Raw genomic sequence first — 18164 nt, 5'->3', positions numbered from 1 at the left:
GAGTGCTTCATAAACGTTGAAATGTAAAACGTTACAGCCCTTTTTAATTACATATATTTGTTCCTTTTTTTATTAAAGGAAAAAACATTTTCTGTCAGATTTGCCTATTGATTAATATTGCCGCATGAACGAGTTTTTCAGCATACAGCACACCTTTTTTACCGCGCTTGGATATCCTGTTAGTTTTATTGAATTCATCGGCACTTTCACGGGCTTGTTATGCGTGTGGCTGGCTGCGCGGGATCATATCCTTACCTGGCCGGTAGGGTTGATCAACGTGTCTTGTTTTTTTGTGCTGTTCTGGCAACTGCAGCTGTATGCGGATATGTTTTTGCAGATATATTTCTTTGCAACCGGCGTCTATGGCTGGATTTTCTGGTACAGCAAGAAGCCGGAGCATGAATCGATTTATGCGTTAACGAACCGTAACCGGTGGTTACTGGCGGTAGCGGTAGTGGTGCTGACCATTGCCATGGGCTATGTAATCAGTCGCCTGCATCTGTGGTTTCCTGCGGTGTTTGAGCATCCGGCGGCATGGCCTTATACGGATTCGCTGGTGGCGGTGCTCAGTGTTTTTGCGAATATTTTGCTCGCTAAAAGGATCTGGGAAAACTGGCTGTTATGGGTTACAGTTGACGTGGTCGCTACTGTTATTTATTTTCAGAAAGATGTGAGATTCCTGGGGCTGGAATATTTCATTTTATTGATCATTGCTTCCATGGGGTTGATACGATGGGTAAAGGAATACCGTAAGCAAACTGCGTGAGGATTTGATTTGAATAAACAGGCGGATGCCGCTCTACGCCGCATCCGCCTGCGCAGGTTTTATACTTTATATTCTCCCACTACTTTTCCATCGTCGCCAAGCATGGTCAGCACCAGTTGCTTCTGGTCCGCCTTGATCTTGATCAGCGTGCGTTTGCCATCCTTAGGGCCGCCGCCGATGATCAGCGGATAGTTATGTTTGCCGGCTTCGGGCGGATGCACGCCATAGGTATGCGTATGTCCGCAGATCAGGATGTCGATCTTATGCTTGTTGAACAAGTCCCCGAACATAGCGCGGCAATGGGACGCTCCATGCCAGTCGCCCCCGTGGTAATGCGGGATATGCATCATCACCACTTTATGTTTTGCTTTTTTATAAGCGGGGGATTGCAGCTGTTTTTCCAGCCAGGCGGCCTGTTCCTGCCGGTAGGCGTCAAAGTCCACGATGCCGGCATATACCGGGTGCGTATCTTCCTTATCTTCTCCCGTGTCCAGCACGATGGCAAACACCGGCCCCCAGGTAAAGCTGAAGTAGTTGTTTTTACCGGGGTTTTCGAAGTACTGGTGCCATTCCCGGGCATACTTACCCCTTGTTTCATGGTTCCCTCTTACATACATAAAAGGGATTTGCGGGGAAAAGGTATCGCCGCAGGGCGTCAGCATATGATCGATGATCTGCTGCTCATCGTTTTGATAATCGAAAATATCCCCGTTAAAAAATAGGAAGTCGTACGGATCATTCCCGTTCAGCTGCAGCAGGTGCGGAATAGATGCCGGCCGGTCATGAATATCGTTGAGGATCAGCCAGGATACCTCTTTGGCCTGGGTGTCAGGGGCAGTGAAGGTATAGGCATCGCTGGCAATGGTTTCCCCGTAGGTTAGTTTATACGGCTGGAAATCAGTAATTTCCTTTGAAAATACCTTGTAGGTGTATTTCTTTCCGGGTTCCAGGTGAGAGAGGGCGATGCGGTGGAGGCGGTTGTTCGCATCCACGAGGCCATGGCTTACGCTATGCGCTTTTTGCGTAGGTTGCCCTTCCGGCCCAAATTCCACCCAGCTGTAGCAGGGTTTGGCAGTCAGCCACATGACGGTGATGGTGTCCGGCGCCGGGTATTGGAGGTAGGGTTTGCAGAGAAACCGGTGTTCGCCGGCAGCGGGCGCTTTGTCTGTTTTGGCGGCGGCGCTTGCCAGCGAGGGCAGCCCTGTTAGTCCCAGCAGCCCGGCTTTGGAAATGTTGCCGATGAAACTGCGTCGGGATTGTTCACTGTGTTTTTTCATATGAGGCAATTTAATAAAGTCAATCGCCAAAATAAGTCACCCGCACCATACACAAGGTTATTTTTTTATGAATGGAACGGGTTACGGAGAAATTTTCTTAAAGGATTTTATAGATTAACAATTTATATAATATTATAGTTGCTGCGGGCAGGTTCAGGGAAGGAATGGAAGGATAACTGCTAAACCTTGCAAAAAAGGGGTCTGAAACCTTTATTTTTCCGGGGTCGTGTTTTGATTTTCATCCATTAACACTTACCTTTGCGGCAAATTTTGGAAACTGTGGCAACAGCCCCGGTTTTGAGGAAATAACTTTTACGTATTTTATAAACCTCCTTAAAATATGCCTAACACAGGTAAGATCAAACAAATTATCGGTCCCGTGGTGGACGTGCATTTTGAAGACAAATTGCCCGAAATCTACAACGCATTGGAAATCACCCGCGAAAATGGTCAGAAAGTAGTATTGGAAGTACAGCAGCACCTGGGTGAAGACAGTGTTCGTTGCGTGGCAATGGACTCCACCGACGGTATGGTTCGTGGTATGGCCGTAGTGGATAAAGGCGCGCCTATTAAAATGCCAATTGGCGACCAGGTTAAAGGACGTTTGTTCAATGTGGTAGGTGAAGCGATTGACGGTCTGGGTCAGATCGACACTGAAAACGGTTACTCCATTCACCGTCAGCCTCCTAAATTCGAGGAACTGGCTACTGAAACGGAAGTACTGTTCACCGGTATTAAAGTAATCGACCTGATCGAGCCATATGCAAAAGGTGGTAAGATCGGTTTGTTCGGTGGTGCTGGTGTGGGTAAAACCGTATTGATCCAGGAGCTGATCAACAACATCGCTAAAGGTTACGAAGGTTTGTCCGTATTCGCCGGTGTGGGTGAGCGTACACGTGAGGGTAACGACCTGATGCGTGAAATGATCGAGGCGAACATCGTAAAATACGGTGATAAATTTAAAGAATCAATGGAACACGGTGACTGGGATGTTACCGCTGTAGATAAAGAATTACTGAAGAACTCACAGGCTACCTTCGTGTTCGGCCAGATGAACGAACCTCCAGGCGCCCGCGCCCGCGTGGCCCTGTCCGGTCTGACCCTCGCTGAATATTTCCGTGACGGAGATGGTTCCGCAGGCGGTGGCCGTGATATCCTGTTCTTCGTGGATAACATCTTCCGTTTCACCCAGGCAGGTTCTGAGGTATCCGCGCTGTTAGGCCGTATGCCTTCTGCGGTAGGTTACCAGCCAACCCTGGCCACTGAAATGGGTCTGATGCAGGAGCGTATCACTTCTACCAAAAACGGTTCTATCACCTCCGTACAGGCGGTTTACGTACCTGCGGATGACTTGACCGACCCTGCTCCGGCAACTACCTTCTCCCACCTGGATGCTACCACCGTACTGGATCGTAAGATCTCCGACCTTGGTATCTATCCTGCGGTGAGCCCGCTGGATTCCACTTCCCGTATCCTGACCCCTGCTATCGTGGGTGAAGCGCACTACAACTGCGCTCAGCGTGTGAAAATGATCCTTCAGCGTTATAAAGAACTGCAGGACATCATCGCCATCCTCGGTATGGACGAGCTGTCTGACGAGGATAAACTGACAGTAGCACGCGCCCGTCGCGTACAGCGCTTCCTGTCCCAGCCATTCCACGTAGCAGAGCAGTTCACCGGTCTGAAAGGCGTACTGGTTCCAATCGAGGAAACTATCCGTGGTTTCAACATGATCATGGACGGCGAAGTAGACGAATATCCTGAAGCAGCCTTCAACCTGGTAGGTAGCATCGACGATGCGATCGCAAAAGGTAAGAAATTACTGGAACAGGCTAAGAACTAAGATTGTTGGTCATCCCTGCTCAGTGCAGGGATGACGCTACATATTAACCATTTACCATCATTCACATGCTATTAGAAGTATTAACACCAGAAAGAAAGTTATACGCCGGAGAGGTGTACGGAGTGCAACTCCCGGGTATCGACGGTTCTTTTGAAATACTGGATAAACATGCGCCCTTAATCGCGGCGCTCGGAAATGGTAAGATGAAGGTGCTGAAAGATAAGACCCACAGTGAATTTTTCACCATCAGTGGCGGATTCGTGGAAGTATTGCGCAACAAAGCTACCGTACTGGTAGAAGGCGCCACAGCGCTGGAAAAGAAATAATACCACCAGTTGAACTGATTATAACCAGGCCGGGTAAGATTACCCGGCCTTTCTTTTTGTCCTAACTATTCCAATCTTAGAAGAAACCCGCTGGATAACTAATACCCACGGGGTTTTTAAGACCCCGCCTTCGGCACATACGGCGCCGGCTATACGAATAACCGGCCGCAACATAGTCCCTCCGACAGGGCAGCTTCTGTTTCGAAGCTGGTATTATTACCTAATGAATTCGCTATAATGACTTTGACCAGTATGTAATAATGTCACGGGTAAACTCTCGACGTCTATCGTGGCCAGAGAAGGAGCTAATGATTTTTCAATAGGTTTTCCCTTCATAGGTGTATGCTAATACTCGGTATTCGGTTTTACCAGTGGGTTACAATCCGTTCTTCACGTTTCTTACTTTAGCAAGATATTTAAATTGTTTTAAAAAATCATATAATTCGTGTTCATTTTTACAGGCATAACATACCCATTACTGTAGGATACAGATATTAGGGGGAGATACAAACTGCCCTGCAGGAAAAATGTCTAGTTCAGGGACGGGTCAATCGGAAAGTTTGCCATCATCGCAAAATTGCTACCCATACTCTTCAGGGCCTTCTGCCACAGCTGCTGCTCATCCCGGTCGAATACGAGCGTGGTCGTGGCCGGGGAAATAATCCACGATTTTTCCTCCATTTCCTCACCCAGCTGCCCGCTGCTCCAGCCGCTGTAACCAATGAAGAACTTAATCTTATCTAGATCCACTGACCCATCGTTGATATGCTCCACCACCTTGTCAAAATGGCCGCCCCAGAAAATGCCGGGCCCTATCTGCATACCGCCGGTAATTATATCCGGCTGCTGATGCACAAAATGAATAGTATCCATCTGCACAGGGCCACCCACATACACCGGTACCTTAGCCACCAGTACCTCAGGTATCAGCTCGTCCAGCTGCTGGTCAAACAGCTTGTTCAATACAAAACCAAAGCTGCCCTTGTCCTGGTGCTCACAAAGCAATACTACCGTCCGGGCAAAATTCGGGTCTTTCAGAAAGGGATCTGCAATCAGCAACACGCCGGGAGCCAAGGTTACCATAAGCTTTCATTTTTATTCACTTATATAAATTTAAGTGATTTCACGGAAAAGGAGTATCACGCAAAAATGTGAATGACGGGATTTTATACCAGCTCAGCTGATACCAGGTGGAGAAATAATACGGCTATAAGGAAGAAACCGAAAGTAGAGGAAATAAAAAAAGGAGGCTAGACAACCTCCTTACCATTTTATCAACCAAAATCTAAATCGCTTATGGAACGAATCCACGTCGATGTATGTAGAAAGTTTAATTTCTTGTGCTTTTGTCAAACTTACTAAGCAAATTTAGTACCAGTTTGATAAGACAAAGGTAAGGAAAGATGAAATATAAAAATCAGAACTTCGCCGTTAAAATTACGTTAAAGTAATATTGAATTGTAGCCGCAGCGCCGGCAAACTATCTTAACGTTCTAATTTTGTATCATTGTTGCTATAGCAAGGATCTTATTTAACAAAATAAAACGCCTGCAACGTCCCATTATTCCTTAAATTTAGAGCTTACTCATTACTTGCATGATACCGTTGAAGCGAATTTTTCCTGTCATTGTCGTACTTATCACCTTATCCCTTTTTGGTATTATCTACATCCAGGTAAACTGGATCAAAAGTGCCGTGGTCATCAAAAATGACCAGCTGGATCAACGGGCTGTTGAAGTGGTGAGAGATGTAAACCAGTATTTTATCAGTCACCGTAGCACCTCCGTGCAGCTCCGCCTCAATCCGCCGGCCGATCCCTCCGGAAATTCGCTCAACTTCGATTTCGGCAAAACGCAGGTATTCAAACCTTATGTGACAGACCTCTTCACCCCGCAGGAAATCCAGCGGGTCATCGTCAACAGCCTGAAGGAACACCGCCTGGATACCAACCATTTCGAATTCGCCGTACGCCTGGCCATACCCGGCTTACGCCCCATGTGGCGTATCCAGACCCCCGGCTTCGCACAACAATTCAATATGGTGGTCGACAGCAATCAGCAGAAGATCAAGGATTATAAAATGAAGGTGATCTCCCTGGACGAATCCATCGGGCCGGGCGCGGAACAGCTTTTCCTCATCACGCCCACACAGGATGAGGTAATCCGCCAGCTCACCATCATGATCATAGGAGGGGCCTGCTTTACCCTCATCATCATTACCGCCTTCGCACTCACCATCCGCACGATGCTGAACCAGAAGAAGCTCTCGGAAATCAAGTCTGATTTTATCAACAACATGACCCATGAGCTGAAAACGCCCCTGGCCACCATCTCCCTCGCCATCGACGCCATCGGCAACGAAAAGGTGATGGATAATAAAGACAAAATCCGCTACTTCTCCGGCATCATCAAGGAAGAAAATAAACGCATGAACAAACAGGTGGAAACCATCCTGCAATCCGCCCTCCTGGAAAAGGACGAAATAGGGCTCAAACTGCAGGCCACCGATGTGCATAACGTAATCCAGCATACGGTGGATAACCTGCAATTGCAGCTGGCCGCCAAAAATGGCGTGGTCGACCTGCAGCTCAATGCCGTAAACCCCGTGATTATGGCGGATGACGTGCATTTTTCCAACGTGGTTTTCAACCTGCTGGACAATGCCATCAAATACTCAAAAGAAAACCTGGAAGTTTCCATCAGCACGTATAATACCCGCAAATCCCTCTTCATCGTCATTACCGACAATGGTATCGGTATGAGTCGCGATACTATTTCGCGTATCTTTGAAAAGTTCTACCGCGCGCACACCGGCAACGTCCACAACGTAAAAGGTTTCGGCCTCGGACTCAGCTATGTGAAAGCAATCGTAGACGCTCATCACGGAAAAATTAAAGTGGAAAGCGTAGTGGGTAAAGGCAGTAAATTTACCCTCGAATTTCCACAGGAATAGTAAAGGAAACAGCGCATGATTATTAGTGAAAAGGAAGCCCAGCACTTCAAACACGCTATTGCCGTTCCGGGATTCGGACTGGCAATGCAGGAAAAACTGAAAATGTCCCGCGTGCTTGTTATCGGCGCCGGCGGCCTCGGCAGCCCGGTGATCCAATACCTCGGCGCCAGTGGCGTAGGCATCATCGGTATTGCCGATTACGGCGTCATCAACGATGAAGACATGCCCCGCCAGCCCATCTACCACGTACAGGACGTAAAAAAGCATAAAGCTAAAATGGCCGGCAGCCGCCTCTATGGCGTAAATCCATTTGCCCGCCCCTTCCCGCTGCTGCTTCAGGCCAAGCCGGAAACCATGGCGTTCCTCCTCGATGGATTTGACATCGTGGTGGACTGCACCCAGCACCAGCCTTCCCATCTCCTCATCAACGACGCCTGCATTTTACACGATAAACCGCTCGTAGTAGGAGAAGTGCATAACTGGCTCGCCTGGTACGGCGGGTTCAATATGCCCATGCCGGACGGTACCAGGTCCGCCTCGTACCGCTGCGCACAGGACCTTACGGACGACTACCGGAATTACGACGCCGGCGCGCTGGGCGTAACGCACGGGGCTACGGGTATGCGTATAGCCACCGATGTGATTAAATACCTGATAGACGTGCCCATCGGGCTTACCAACAAGCTATACGGCATTGACTATCTCCACAATACCACCACCGTACACGACCTCACCCCCAACCGGGAAGCGATGGAAGCCGTGAAAGCAAACGGCCTCCTGTCCGCAGATGACTACGGACTCGAGATCGTACCGGATGTGGAAGATTAGTCAGCGGATGTTAAAGCTGCATAGGCTGGTACTGCTGAAGAGCGGGTAACTTAATCCTCCTGCAGCTTTAATACGGTTTTGGCTTCGCCCACCTTCAGGTGGTGCTTCATGCCCAGTTTCACGGCATAGTTCGCCGGCTGATGGCCAATGGGGAAGTTGAAACATACCGGGTAATCGTAATCCTTCACCAGGTTGTGAATGATCTCATATTCCGACTGGCCGAACGGGGTCTGGGTTTCCTTGCCGTCGGTAAAGGCGCCTACAACCAGTCCGGCCAGTTCATCCAGCCATCCGGCCCTTTTGAGGTTGTACATCATCCGGTCCACATTGTACCGGTATTCCCCGATGTCTTCCAGCAGCAGGATTTTACCTTTTGTATCCACCTGGGACCTGGTGCCGGATATATTCGCCAGCATCGACAGGTTGCCGCCTACCAGCAGGCCGCTGGCGCTGCCTTCCCGGTTCAGCTCATGTACCGGCGTTTGATAGCTGTACTTTTTGCCCTTAATCACCTGTTCCAGGCTGTAAACATACTCGTCATTCACCGTTTCAGGGGTAATGCCGCTGCACATCAGGGAATGGATCGTTGGAATGCCATAACGGGTATGGATATGTGAATGCAACACGGTAATATCGCTGTACCCGCACAGCCATTTCGGATGCTTGCGGAACTTTTTGAAGTTTAGTTTGTCGATAATACAAACCAGGCCGTACCCCCCGCGTCCAAAGATGATGGCTTTCATCTCAGGATCGTCCAGCATGTCCTGCAGCTCTTCCAGGCGGAGTTCATCCGGGGCGGAGAAATTATGGAAACTGGTGCCCACTGTAATGCCAAGGTGTACGCGATAGCCCCAGCTGCGGATCACCTCCGCAGCATACTCGGCTGCCGCCAGCTCCATTTTACTGCTGGAGCAGGTGATGCCGATTAAATCGCCTTTTTTCAGATATGGTGGAATTCTTACCATTGTTCTTTTGTTTACCTTTGTAAGATTGGTGTGCCCTCGCGGACACATCGCCCGGACTAAGTTGATGAATTGTATCGGCTATTCCAAAAACAAAATTATTTTTAGTATTCTTTAAGATAGTATGGGAAAATTTAACAGATATCTAATAACTGCGGCGTTACCGTATGCCAATGGCCCTGTTCATATCGGACACCTGGCCGGCTGCTATATCCCCGCAGATATCTACGTGCGATACCTTCGCGCCAAAAAAGCTGATGTAAAATTCGTTTGCGGAACCGATGAACATGGTGTGCCTATCACCATCAAGGCCATGAAGGAAGGCATCACTCCACAGGACGTGGTGGATAAATACCATAAAGTGATTGGGGACAGCTTTGCAGCAATGGGTATCTCTTTCGATATCTTTTCCCGCACCAGCAACAAGATCCACCATGAAACCGCAGCGGAGTTCTTCCTGAAAATGTACAATGACGGCCTTTTCGAGGAAAAAGAATCCGAGCAGTATTACGATCCAAAGGCCAACATGTTCCTGGCCGACAGATATATCATCGGTACCTGCCCGCATTGCGGCAACGATAAAGCGTATGGCGACCAATGCGAAAAATGCGGTAACAGCCTGAGTCCTGATGAACTGATCAACCCGCACTCCGCCCTCAGCAACGCCGTGCCTGTAAAGAAAAAGACCAAACACTGGTACATGCCTTTACAGAACTACGAACCATGGCTGAACGAATGGCTGCTGGAAGGTCATAAAGAGTGGAAAAACAATGTGTACGGACAGTGTAAAAGCTGGCTGGATAGTGGCCTGCACCCACGTGCCATGACCCGCGACAGCAACTGGGGCATCAAGGTGCCGCTGCCGGACGCGGAAGGAAAAGTCCTGTACGTATGGTTTGACGCGCCTATCGGTTACATCTCCGCCACCAAGGAACTGACGGAAAACTGGGCCGATTACTGGTGTAAGGAAGATACCAAGCTGGTTCATTTTATCGGGAAAGATAACATCGTCTTCCACTGTATCATCTTCCCGAGCATGCTGAAAGCGCACGGCGGCTATGTGCTGCCGGATAATGTGCCGGCCAATGAGTTCCTGAACCTGGAAGGCGATAAAATTTCCACCTCCCGTAACTGGGCGGTATGGGTGAACGATTATATCTGCGACTTCCCGGATCAGCAGGATGTACTGCGCTATGTGCTGACCGCCACTGCGCCGGAAACCAAGGATAACGATTTTACCTGGAAGGATTTCCAGGACAGGAATAACAGCGAACTGGTAGCCAACCTGGGCAACTTCGTAAACCGCACCATGGTGCTGATGCACAAATTGTGCGGCGGTAAAGTGCCGCAGCTGCATGCGGACCTGGTTAACGACGAAGACCGCCTCATGATCAGCGAATTCGCCGCCGCTAAAGAAAAAGTGGAAAACGCCCTGGAAGCCTATAAATTCAGGGAAGCGCTGTCTGAAATCATGGCCCTTTCTTCCAAAGGTAACCAGTACATGCAACGCAACGAGCCCTGGATCCTCGCTAAAGCCATCGAAAAACTGAACAAGGGCGAAGCGCATGATAAATACACGGCGGACGACCTGCAAATGCTGCAGAAGCGTATCGACATCTGCCTGCACGTTTGCCTGCAACTGACAGCTAACCTGGCTATCCTCATCAATCCATTCCTGCCGTTCACCGCGAAGAAAATGCTCCACATGATGAAAGTGGTAGAGCGTATGCTGGATTGGGAAAATGCAGGTTCTGCCAAACTGCTGAGCGTTGGCTACAGCCTGCGCGAGCCGGAACTGCTCTTCAAGAAAATTGAAGATGAAACCATCGCCGCCCAGCTGGCAAAACTGGCCGACTCCAAAAAAGCCATCGAAACCGCCGCCGCTGCTGCAGTAGCGCCTAAAGCGGAAGAAAAACCGGCTGCTCCGGCCAAGCCTGAAATACAGTACGATGATTTCGCTAAACTGGACCTCCGGGTTGGTACCATCCTGCAGGCGGAGAAAGTAGAGAAAGCGGATAAACTGCTGAAATTACTGGTGGACATCGGTACAGAGCAACGCACCGTGGTTTCCGGTATCGCCATGCACTTCAAACCGGAAGAGATCATAGGCAAACAGGTTACCCTGGTGGCCAACCTGGCGCCCCGCAAAATGCGCGGTATCGAAAGCCAGGGCATGATCCTCATGGCGGAAGATAACGGTAAACTCGTTTTCGTAAACCCTGCCGAGGCTGTGCAGCCAGGCAGCGGTGTAAGCTGATCCAACTTTTCAAGTGATAAATAAAAAGTCCTGCCTACTGCGGCGGGACTTTTTTTATTCCCTCACCCGGCGCCTGCCGCCACTGCGCCTCCCGGCTGTCTGCAAGCCTGCTGCCCCCTGCCATTATTCAGGAACTTTAACATTCCTCCTGACTTTTAAACCCTAAAAAATCCTAAATTCAGGAATCTAAAAATATTGATTGTATTCACTAACAGATTAAAGCTGGACGTAATATGCAAAGACACATCAATAAAGTAGCCGTACTCGGCTCCGGGGTTATGGGATCAAGAATTGCCTGTCACTTTGCAGGCATTGGAGTTCAGGTACTGCTGCTCGATATTGCACCAAAAGAACTGAACGAGGCGGAAAAGAAGAAGAACCTCACATTGGATAGTCCTGCTGTGAAGAACCGGATAGTGAACGATGCACTCCAGGCTGCTGTTAAGTCTAACCCTTCTCCCGTTTTTACAAAAGATGTAGTAAAACGCATAAAAACAGGCAATTTCACGGACGATATGAAAAAGATCGCCGAGTGCGACTGGATCATAGAAGTGGTGGTGGAAAACCTGGCCGTGAAAAAAACGGTTTTCGAACAGGTGGAACAATACCGTAAACCCGGTACCCTCATCACTTCCAATACCTCCGGGATTCCCATACACCTGATGGCGGAAGGCCGCAGCGAAGATTTTCAGAAACACTTCTGCGGCAGCCACTTCTTTAACCCGCCGCGCTACCTGCGCCTGCTGGAAATCACTCCTACGCCGCATACAGATCCTGCCGTGATTGACTTCCTGATGGAATACGGGGACCTGTACCTGGGTAAAACCACGGTGCTCTGTAAGGATACCCCTGCGTTTATCGCCAACCGGGTAGGGGTGTACTCCATCATGGCCATTTTCCACATTATGCAGGAAATGGGCCTGGGTATCGATGAAATCGATGCGCTGACCGGCCCGGTGATTGGCCGCCCTAAATCCGCCACCTTCCGCACCGCGGACGTGGTAGGTATCGATACGCTGGTGAAAGTGGCGAAAGGCGTGCTGGAAAACTGCCCGGACGACGAAGCTATCGGCATCTTCAAAATACCTGACTTCCTGCAAAAGGTTGTGGATAACAACTGGCTGGGCGACAAGACCGGTCAGGGTTTTTACAAAAAGACAACAGGGGCGAACGGGAAGGAGATCCTTACCCTCAACCTGCAAACCATGGAGTACGGGCCAAAGCAAAAAGCCCGTTTCAGCAGTATCGACGCTGCCAAACCCCTGGAGGACCTGAAGCAGCGCCTTAAAATGTTAGCCGCCGCAACAGATAAGGCAGGCCAGTTCTATCAACAGTTCCATGCGTACCTGTTCTCCTACGTTTCCCACCGCATCCCTGAAATCGCGGATGACCTTTACAAAGTGGACGATGCCATGAAAGCCGGCTTCGGCTGGGAGATCGGGCCATTCGAAAGCTGGGACCTGCTGGGCGTGGAAGCTTACGTAAAACAGGTGGAAGAAAAAGGCCTCACCGTGGCGCAATGGGTGAAGGATATGCTGGCTAAAGGCTTTAAGAGCTTTTACAAAGTGGAGAACGGTAAAAAATTCTACTACGATATTGCATCGCAAAACTATAAAGCATTGCCTGGCGAAGGCGCCTTTATCATCCTGGAAAACTATGCCGGCAATGTAATCTGGAAAAACAGCGCCAGCCGCCTGATCGACATCGGAGACGGTGTAGTGTGCTTCGACTGGCAGACGAAGATGAACACCATCGGCGGGGAAGTGCTGGAAGGATTGAATAAGGCGGTAGACCGCGCGGAGAAAGACTTCCGCGGCCTCGTGGTGGCCAACGACGGCGCTAACTTCTCCGCCGGCGCCAACGTAGGCATGATCTTTATGATGGCAGCAGAGCAGGAATACGATGAACTGGATATGGCGGTAAGGCTGTTCCAGCGTTCCACTATGCGTTTACGTTATTCCAGCATTCCCGTTGTAGTTGCACCGCATGCGCTGACCCTCGGCGGCGGTTGCGAAATGGCGCTGCATGCGGATAAAGTGCAGGCGGCTGCCGAAACCTACATCGGCCTCGTGGAACTCGGCGTAGGCCTGATCCCCGGCGGTGGCGGTACTAAAGAAATGGCATTGCGCGCCAGCAACGAATTCAAGGAAGGCCGTATCGAAGAAGAGCCCCTGAAAGATTACTTCATGACGGTAGCAACGGCGAAGGTAGCCACTTCCGGCTTTGAAGGATTTGACATGGGCGTGCTCCGTAAAGGCCACGATGAAATTACCATGAACCCCAGCCGTTTGATTGCGGATGCGAAGCGCAGCGTGATCGCCATGGCGGACGAAGGATATACCCGGCCTGTGGAAAGGACAGACGTAAAAGTAATGGGCCGCAGCGCGCTGGGCGCCCTGCTGGCCGGCATCTATGCCATGAAGTTCGGTAACTATATTTCCGAGCATGATGAAAAAGTAGCCCAAAAACTGGCGTACGTCATGTGCGGGGGCGACCTGACCGAGCCAACCCTGGTGAGCGAACAATACCTGCTCGACCTGGAACGCGAGGCCTTCCTCAGCTTATGCGGCGAACGCAAAACCCTGGAAAGATTACAGAGCGTGATCAAAACAGGCAAACCTATCAGGAATTAATTAGCCAATGTCAATACTATCCTTACAAGGCATCTCCAAAAGGTATGGTGCCGTGCAGGCGCTGTCAGGTGTTTCATTCGACGTTCCTCCTGGCAGCGTCTTTGGTATTTTAGGCCCTAATGGCAGCGGGAAGACCACGCTGCTGGGCATTGTTACGGACGTGCTGAAAGCCGACAGCGGCACGTTCCAGCTTTTCGGCAAGCCCGCCGGCGCATCGGAGCGCCGCAGCATCGGAACGCTGCTGGAAACGCCCAACTTCTACCACTACCTCAGCGGATGGAAGAACCTGGAAATCTCCGCCAGTATCAAGCAAAGAGGCGCGGACGATATCGAACGGGTACTGAAGGTGTGCGGCCTGTATGCCCGCAAGGATGCGGCTTTCAAGACTTATTCCCTCGGGATGAAACAACGCCTTGCCCTCGCATCCGTACTCCTGGGCGACCCCGATGTACTCATCCTAGACGAACCTACCAACGGGCTGGATCCTTCCGGGATCGCAGAGGTGCGCAGTATCATCCATGACCTGGCCGGGTCGGGGAAAACGATCATCCTCGCCAGCCACCTGCTGGATGAGGTGGAGAAAGTATGTACGCATGTGGCTATCCTCCAGCGCGGACAGCTGCTCCTCTCCGGCGCCGTTTCCGAGGTGATACAACGCAACGACTTCGTAGAGCTGGCCGCAGCGGATAACCAGGCGCTGGTAGCGCTGATCCTGCGGTTTCCCGGCTGTAACAGCGCGGTGGTCAGCGGCAGCAGCGTGATCGCCACGTTCGACTCCCCGCCCGATACAGCAGCCATCAACGGATGGTGCGCCAACAACGGCATCTGGCTGAGCCAACTGCAGCTGCGTAAAAAGAGTCTTGAAAAAGCATTCCTGGAACTGACCCATACCTCTAACTCATGAAAAATATTATTCGGACCGAATGGCTCAAAGTGCGCACCTATCGCACCTTCTGGGTAATGCTGATCCTGGCCGCTATTATCCCTGTCATCTCCAACTTTTTTATGGCCAACCTCTTCAGCAACGGGGACCTGAAAAAGGCTACCCAGCTGATGGGCCAGCCATTCAGCTTTCCGGCCGTATGGCTGAGCGTTGCCAGCATCAGCTCCTATACTTCCGGGCTGTTCGCCATTTTACTGATCATCCTCACCACCAATGAGTACACCTTCCGTACCAACCGGCAGAATATCATCGACGGCTGGGACAGGCGGGATTTCGTATATGCGAAACTGTTCTGGCTCGTGGCCTTGTCGCTCATAGCGCTGGCTATAACTACGCTGACGGGTATCATCATCGGTTTGAGTTACGGGGATACCTCCCTCTCCTTTGAAGATTACCGCTATGTGATCTATTATTTCCTGCAGGTGGTGGTCGCCCTGTCAATCGCCCTGCTGATCGCCGTGCTGCTCAAAAGGGCGGGGATCGCCATCGTCATCTTTTTTGCCTACAGCATGATGCTGGATAACATTTTATCAGCTATTCTGAAAAGGTATGTGGGCCAGGTAGGTGGCTTGTTGCCGCTGCAGGCGGGGGATCAGCTGTTGCCCGTTCCCCTGTTCGGCAAACTGATTTCCGAAGAAATGTATGACGCCTACGTGTATGTGATCGCTATACTGGTCTACATCAGTATTGCCGTATATATCGTTTTCAGGAAGATGATGAAGTCAGATTTATAGAAAGATTATATATTTCACATTCTTTTAAAGCGAAATGTGTAGGAGAGAGCTTAAATTTGTTGGAGAAAGAAAAAATCCGAACTATGGCAGTAAAGGAAAAGTTGATTTTGGTTACGAATGATGATGGTATTACTTCGCCGGGTATTCGCGCATTGATAGAGGCGGTGAGGCCGTTGGGCAGGGTAGTGGTGGTAGCGCCGGACAGTCCGCAATCGGGCATGGGGCACGCCATTACGATCGGCGTTCCCTTACGGTTAAACCAGGTGGATATCTTCGAAGGTATTGAAGCCTGGCAGTGTTCCGGTACGCCGGTGGACTGCGTAAAGCTGGCCAGGGACAAGATACTGGGCGGCAAACCGGACCTGTGCGTAAGTGGTATCAATCATGGCGCTAACCATTCCATCAACGTGATTTACTCCGGCACTATGTCGGCCGCCATGGAAGCAGCGATCGAAGGCATTCCTTCAGCAGGATTTTCTTACCTGGAATATGACTACGCGGCAGATTTCTCTCTCCCGGCCAAAGTAGCGCGGGAAGTGGCAGAACGGATGCTGGCATCCGAATTACCGGGAGGTGCGCTGTTCAATGTGAACATCCCGATAGTGGAAGAAAAAAAATTCAGGGGAATTAAGATCTGCCGGCAGGCAGATGCCAAATGGGTAGAGGAATTTGACGAAAGAAGGGACCCGCACGGAAAGAAATATTACTGGCTGACAGGCGAATTTAAAAACCGCGATACAGGCGATGACACGGACGTTTGGGCATTGGAAAACGGCTATGCCTCTTTGGTGCCGGTGCAGTTTGACCTGACCAACTATCAGCTGAAAAAGAAGCTGGCAGAGGAATGGAAAGACATGCAGTAACAATGCGGACAGTTGCGCAACGTATCGCCATCACAATCAAGTTATGTTAAAAAAAGACAATTTACCTCTGGGAATTTTGCTGGGATTCATCACACCTATCCTGGCGTTCTTCCTGTACTATCTGGTGGCCGTACGACCTTCCAATATAGAGTTCACCCAGTTCCTGGGGCAGCTGAAAGGAAATTACCGCCTGATCCCTAAATTAACCAGTATCTGCCTGTTATTAAACGGCCTGGTGTTTTATCTTTACACCCGCAACAGGCGGGATGTAACGGCAAAGGGAATTTTCCTCGTCACCATGCTGTATGCCATCGCCATACTGCTCATGAAAATTATCAGATAATTATTAACAGCAACGGAATTTGAAATATTACATTATTGCGGGAGAGGCATCAGGTGACCTGCACGGCAGCAACCTGGTAAAACAGTTGAAGCAGCAGGACCCGTCGGCGGATATACGCGGCTGGGGGGGCGACCTGATGGAGGCCGCAGGCGTGCACGTCGTAAAGCATTACAAAGAGCTGGCCTTCATGGGATTCGTGGAAGTGCTGATGAACCTCCGTACCATTCTTCGCAATATAGATACCTGTAAGAAAGATATCAGCGCTTTTAAGCCGGACGTACTGATCCTGGTGGATTATCCCGGCTTCAATATGCGCATTGCTGACTGGGCCAAAGCGGAAGGCTACAAGGTGGTGTACTACATCTCCCCGCAGGTATGGGCCTGGAAAGAGAACCGGGTTAAAAAGATCAAACGTACTGTAGATAAAATGCTTTGCATCCTGCCGTTTGAGCAGGATTTTTACCATAAATGGAATTACGCGGTAGAATACGTAGGCCATCCGCTGGTAGAGGTGATTAAGGCGGAAAAAGCAAAACCCGCTGATGCGCCTATTGCCGGCAAGCCGATCATTGCCGTGCTGCCGGGCAGCCGTAAGCAGGAGGTAAGCGTGAAGCTGCCTATCATGCTCACTATGGCTAAACATTTTCCGGACTACCAGTTCGTGGTAGCGCAGGCTCCCAGCCTGGACGACGAGTTTCTCGAAAGCCTCATTGGCCAGCATCCCAACGTATCCAAGGTAAAGGGTAAAACCTATCCGCTGCTGCGGCAGGCCACTGCGGCCCTGGTTACCTCCGGTACCGCCACCCTGGAAACAGCGCTGTTTGGCGTGCCTGAAATCGTTTGCTATAAAGGAAACCCGGTGTCGTACCTCCTCGCTAAAAACCTCATCAAGGTGAAATATATTTCCCTGGTAAACCTCGTAATGGATAAGCTGGTAGTGAAGGAGTTGATCCAGAACGACCTGACGGAAGCCAACCTGCTCAAGGAATTATCCGCACTGCTCAAAGATGAGAACCGCCGTAAGGAACTGGCTGCGGACTATGCAGCGCTCTGGCATAAGCTGGGGGAAAAAGATGCCAGCAGGCGCGCGGCAGAGGTGATATACGAATTTGCCCGTCAATAATATTTAACTGCAAAAAGGCCCTGGCGGGTCTTTTTGCAGGATCATGCTTACTCCTGCAAGGCGCTCCTGCCATTCAACATTCCCGCTGCCAGGGGTAAATACCCGCGAATGAAGGCGCCTCCTCAATGCCTCCTGATCAACCGGTAAATCACAATAATCACCGCAATAAAAAATACAATGATGCTGATACGGTTCATCCCGTGCATCATAGCCACATAGCGGGTTTTAGGCGCATTCGGGTCCTTCTTCCCGATGTAGAAATAACGCAATATTTGCTGCCAGATACTTTTCATACCGTAAAGATCGTAAAACTA

16 protein-coding genes are annotated in these 18164 nt (G+C 50.3%); 12 read left to right on the top strand and 4 right to left on the bottom strand.

The genetic code is table 11. From position 1 onward, the window contains the following. The first annotated feature begins 124 nt into the window (after positions 1 to 124). A complete protein-coding gene (gene pnuC, locus BOC67_RS04790; protein WP_291907900.1) occupies positions 125 to 766 on the top strand; it encodes a nicotinamide riboside transporter PnuC in 642 nt (213 codons plus the stop codon). 59 nt (positions 767 to 825) lie between these two features. On the opposite strand, the gene BOC67_RS04785 is transcribed toward pnuC, so the two are convergent. Continuing rightward, the gene (locus BOC67_RS04785; RefSeq protein ID WP_291907899.1) at positions 826 to 2043 is read right to left on the bottom strand and encodes a metallophosphoesterase family protein; all 1218 of its coding nucleotides are present in this window, start codon (positions 2041 to 2043) and stop codon (positions 826 to 828) included. Positions 2044 to 2383: 340 nt separating this feature from the next. Between BOC67_RS04785 and atpD the strand changes: the two genes are divergently transcribed. Continuing rightward, complete coding sequence (atpD, locus tag BOC67_RS04780; RefSeq protein ID WP_291907897.1) at positions 2384 to 3886, top strand: F0F1 ATP synthase subunit beta; 1503 nt, start codon at positions 2384 to 2386, stop codon at positions 3884 to 3886. Positions 3887 to 3951: 65 nt separating this feature from the next. Beyond that, positions 3952 to 4212: an ATP synthase F1 subunit epsilon gene (atpC, locus tag BOC67_RS04775; protein WP_291907896.1), complete on the top strand. Its 261-nt coding sequence runs from the start codon at positions 3952 to 3954 to the stop codon at positions 4210 to 4212. 531 nt (positions 4213 to 4743) lie between these two features. Here atpC and BOC67_RS04770 read toward each other — a convergent pair. Beyond that, positions 4744 to 5295 (bottom strand): YqgE/AlgH family protein, encoded by a 552-nt coding sequence (locus BOC67_RS04770; protein ID WP_291907894.1) that lies wholly within the window; start codon positions 5293 to 5295, stop codon positions 4744 to 4746. Between the two features lie 522 nt (positions 5296 to 5817). Between BOC67_RS04770 and BOC67_RS04765 the strand changes: the two genes are divergently transcribed. Both BOC67_RS04765 and BOC67_RS04760 read left to right on the top strand, forming a co-directional pair. Further along, entirely contained in the window at positions 5818 to 7164 is a 1347-nt protein-coding gene (locus tag BOC67_RS04765) for a HAMP domain-containing sensor histidine kinase (RefSeq protein WP_291907892.1), read from the top strand. A gap of 15 nt (positions 7165 to 7179) precedes the next feature. Then, entirely contained in the window at positions 7180 to 7992 is an 813-nt protein-coding gene (locus BOC67_RS04760; RefSeq protein ID WP_291907891.1) for a ThiF family adenylyltransferase, read from the top strand. A 50-nt stretch (positions 7993 to 8042) separates the two neighbouring features. Here the strand turns inward: BOC67_RS04760 and BOC67_RS04755 are convergent, their stop codons facing one another. Then, positions 8043 to 8957 carry an LD-carboxypeptidase gene (locus BOC67_RS04755; protein ID WP_291907890.1) on the bottom strand — a complete coding sequence of 305 codons (915 nt, stop codon included), beginning with the start codon at positions 8955 to 8957 and terminating at the stop codon, positions 8043 to 8045. Between the two features lie 121 nt (positions 8958 to 9078). Between BOC67_RS04755 and metG the strand changes: the two genes are divergently transcribed. The 7 genes from metG to lpxB all read left to right on the top strand — a co-directional run bounded on the left by metG (position 9079) and on the right by lpxB (position 17850). Further along, positions 9079 to 11211: a methionine--tRNA ligase gene (gene metG / locus BOC67_RS04750; protein ID WP_291907888.1), complete on the top strand. Its 2133-nt coding sequence runs from the start codon at positions 9079 to 9081 to the stop codon at positions 11209 to 11211. 233 nt (positions 11212 to 11444) lie between these two features. Further along, on the top strand, positions 11445 to 13844 hold the full coding sequence (locus tag BOC67_RS04745) for a 3-hydroxyacyl-CoA dehydrogenase/enoyl-CoA hydratase family protein (RefSeq protein ID WP_291907886.1): 2400 nt from the start codon (positions 11445 to 11447) through the stop codon (positions 13842 to 13844). A gap of 7 nt (positions 13845 to 13851) precedes the next feature. Next, positions 13852 to 14748, top strand: coding sequence for an ABC transporter ATP-binding protein (locus BOC67_RS04740; protein ID WP_291907884.1), 897 nt, complete (start codon positions 13852 to 13854; stop codon positions 14746 to 14748). Then, a complete protein-coding gene (locus tag BOC67_RS04735; RefSeq protein ID WP_291907882.1) occupies positions 14745 to 15521 on the top strand; it encodes an ABC transporter permease in 777 nt (258 codons plus the stop codon). The genes BOC67_RS04740 and BOC67_RS04735 overlap by 4 nt, the downstream gene beginning before the upstream one ends. A gap of 83 nt (positions 15522 to 15604) precedes the next feature. After that, complete coding sequence (gene surE, locus BOC67_RS04730) at positions 15605 to 16384, top strand: 5'/3'-nucleotidase SurE (RefSeq protein WP_291907880.1); 780 nt, start codon at positions 15605 to 15607, stop codon at positions 16382 to 16384. Between the two features lie 43 nt (positions 16385 to 16427). Then, positions 16428 to 16727, top strand: a complete 300-nt coding sequence (locus BOC67_RS04725) for a hypothetical protein (protein WP_291907879.1) — start codon at positions 16428 to 16430, stop codon at positions 16725 to 16727. A 19-nt stretch (positions 16728 to 16746) separates the two neighbouring features. Continuing rightward, positions 16747 to 17850 (top strand): lipid-A-disaccharide synthase, encoded by a 1104-nt coding sequence (lpxB, locus tag BOC67_RS04720; protein WP_291907877.1) that lies wholly within the window; start codon positions 16747 to 16749, stop codon positions 17848 to 17850. A gap of 122 nt (positions 17851 to 17972) precedes the next feature. Here lpxB and BOC67_RS04715 read toward each other — a convergent pair whose 3' ends face one another. Beyond that, the gene (locus BOC67_RS04715) at positions 17973 to 18143 is read right to left on the bottom strand and encodes a DUF6728 family protein (RefSeq protein WP_291907875.1); all 171 of its coding nucleotides are present in this window, start codon (positions 18141 to 18143) and stop codon (positions 17973 to 17975) included. Between the last annotated feature and the right edge of the window lie 21 nt (positions 18144 to 18164).

It is taken from the genome of Chitinophaga sp. CB10, from assembly GCA_001870995.2.
Classification (GTDB): Bacteria; Bacteroidota; Bacteroidia; order Chitinophagales; family Chitinophagaceae; genus Chitinophaga.
Note: the sequence above shows the minus strand (reverse complement) of the source record. Positions and strands in the feature narration are given on the sequence as shown.

Bases quoted from the DNA above. Each gene is read 5' to 3' on its own strand.
- pnuC (WP_291907900.1), top strand. From the start codon at position 125: ATGAACGAGTTTTTCAGCATACAGCACACCTTTTTTACCGCGCTTGGA.
- BOC67_RS04785 (WP_291907899.1), bottom strand. From the start codon at position 2,043: ATGAAAAAACACAGTGAACAATCCCGACGCAGTTTCATCGGCAACATT.
- atpD (WP_291907897.1), top strand. From the start codon at position 2,384: ATGCCTAACACAGGTAAGATCAAACAAATTATCGGTCCCGTGGTGGAC.
- atpC (WP_291907896.1), top strand. From the start codon at position 3,952: ATGCTATTAGAAGTATTAACACCAGAAAGAAAGTTATACGCCGGAGAG.
- BOC67_RS04770 (WP_291907894.1), bottom strand. From the start codon at position 5,295: ATGGTAACCTTGGCTCCCGGCGTGTTGCTGATTGCAGATCCCTTTCTG.
- BOC67_RS04760 (WP_291907891.1), top strand. From the start codon at position 7,180: ATGATTATTAGTGAAAAGGAAGCCCAGCACTTCAAACACGCTATTGCC.
- BOC67_RS04755 (WP_291907890.1), bottom strand. From the start codon at position 8,957: ATGGTAAGAATTCCACCATATCTGAAAAAAGGCGATTTAATCGGCATC.
- metG (WP_291907888.1), top strand. From the start codon at position 9,079: ATGGGAAAATTTAACAGATATCTAATAACTGCGGCGTTACCGTATGCC.
- BOC67_RS04745 (WP_291907886.1), top strand. From the start codon at position 11,445: ATGCAAAGACACATCAATAAAGTAGCCGTACTCGGCTCCGGGGTTATG.
- BOC67_RS04740 (WP_291907884.1), top strand. From the start codon at position 13,852: ATGTCAATACTATCCTTACAAGGCATCTCCAAAAGGTATGGTGCCGTG.
- BOC67_RS04735 (WP_291907882.1), top strand. From the start codon at position 14,745: ATGAAAAATATTATTCGGACCGAATGGCTCAAAGTGCGCACCTATCGC.
- surE (WP_291907880.1), top strand. From the start codon at position 15,605: ATGGCAGTAAAGGAAAAGTTGATTTTGGTTACGAATGATGATGGTATT.
- BOC67_RS04725 (WP_291907879.1), top strand. From the start codon at position 16,428: ATGTTAAAAAAAGACAATTTACCTCTGGGAATTTTGCTGGGATTCATC.
- BOC67_RS04715 (WP_291907875.1), bottom strand. From the start codon at position 18,143: ATGAAAAGTATCTGGCAGCAAATATTGCGTTATTTCTACATCGGGAAG.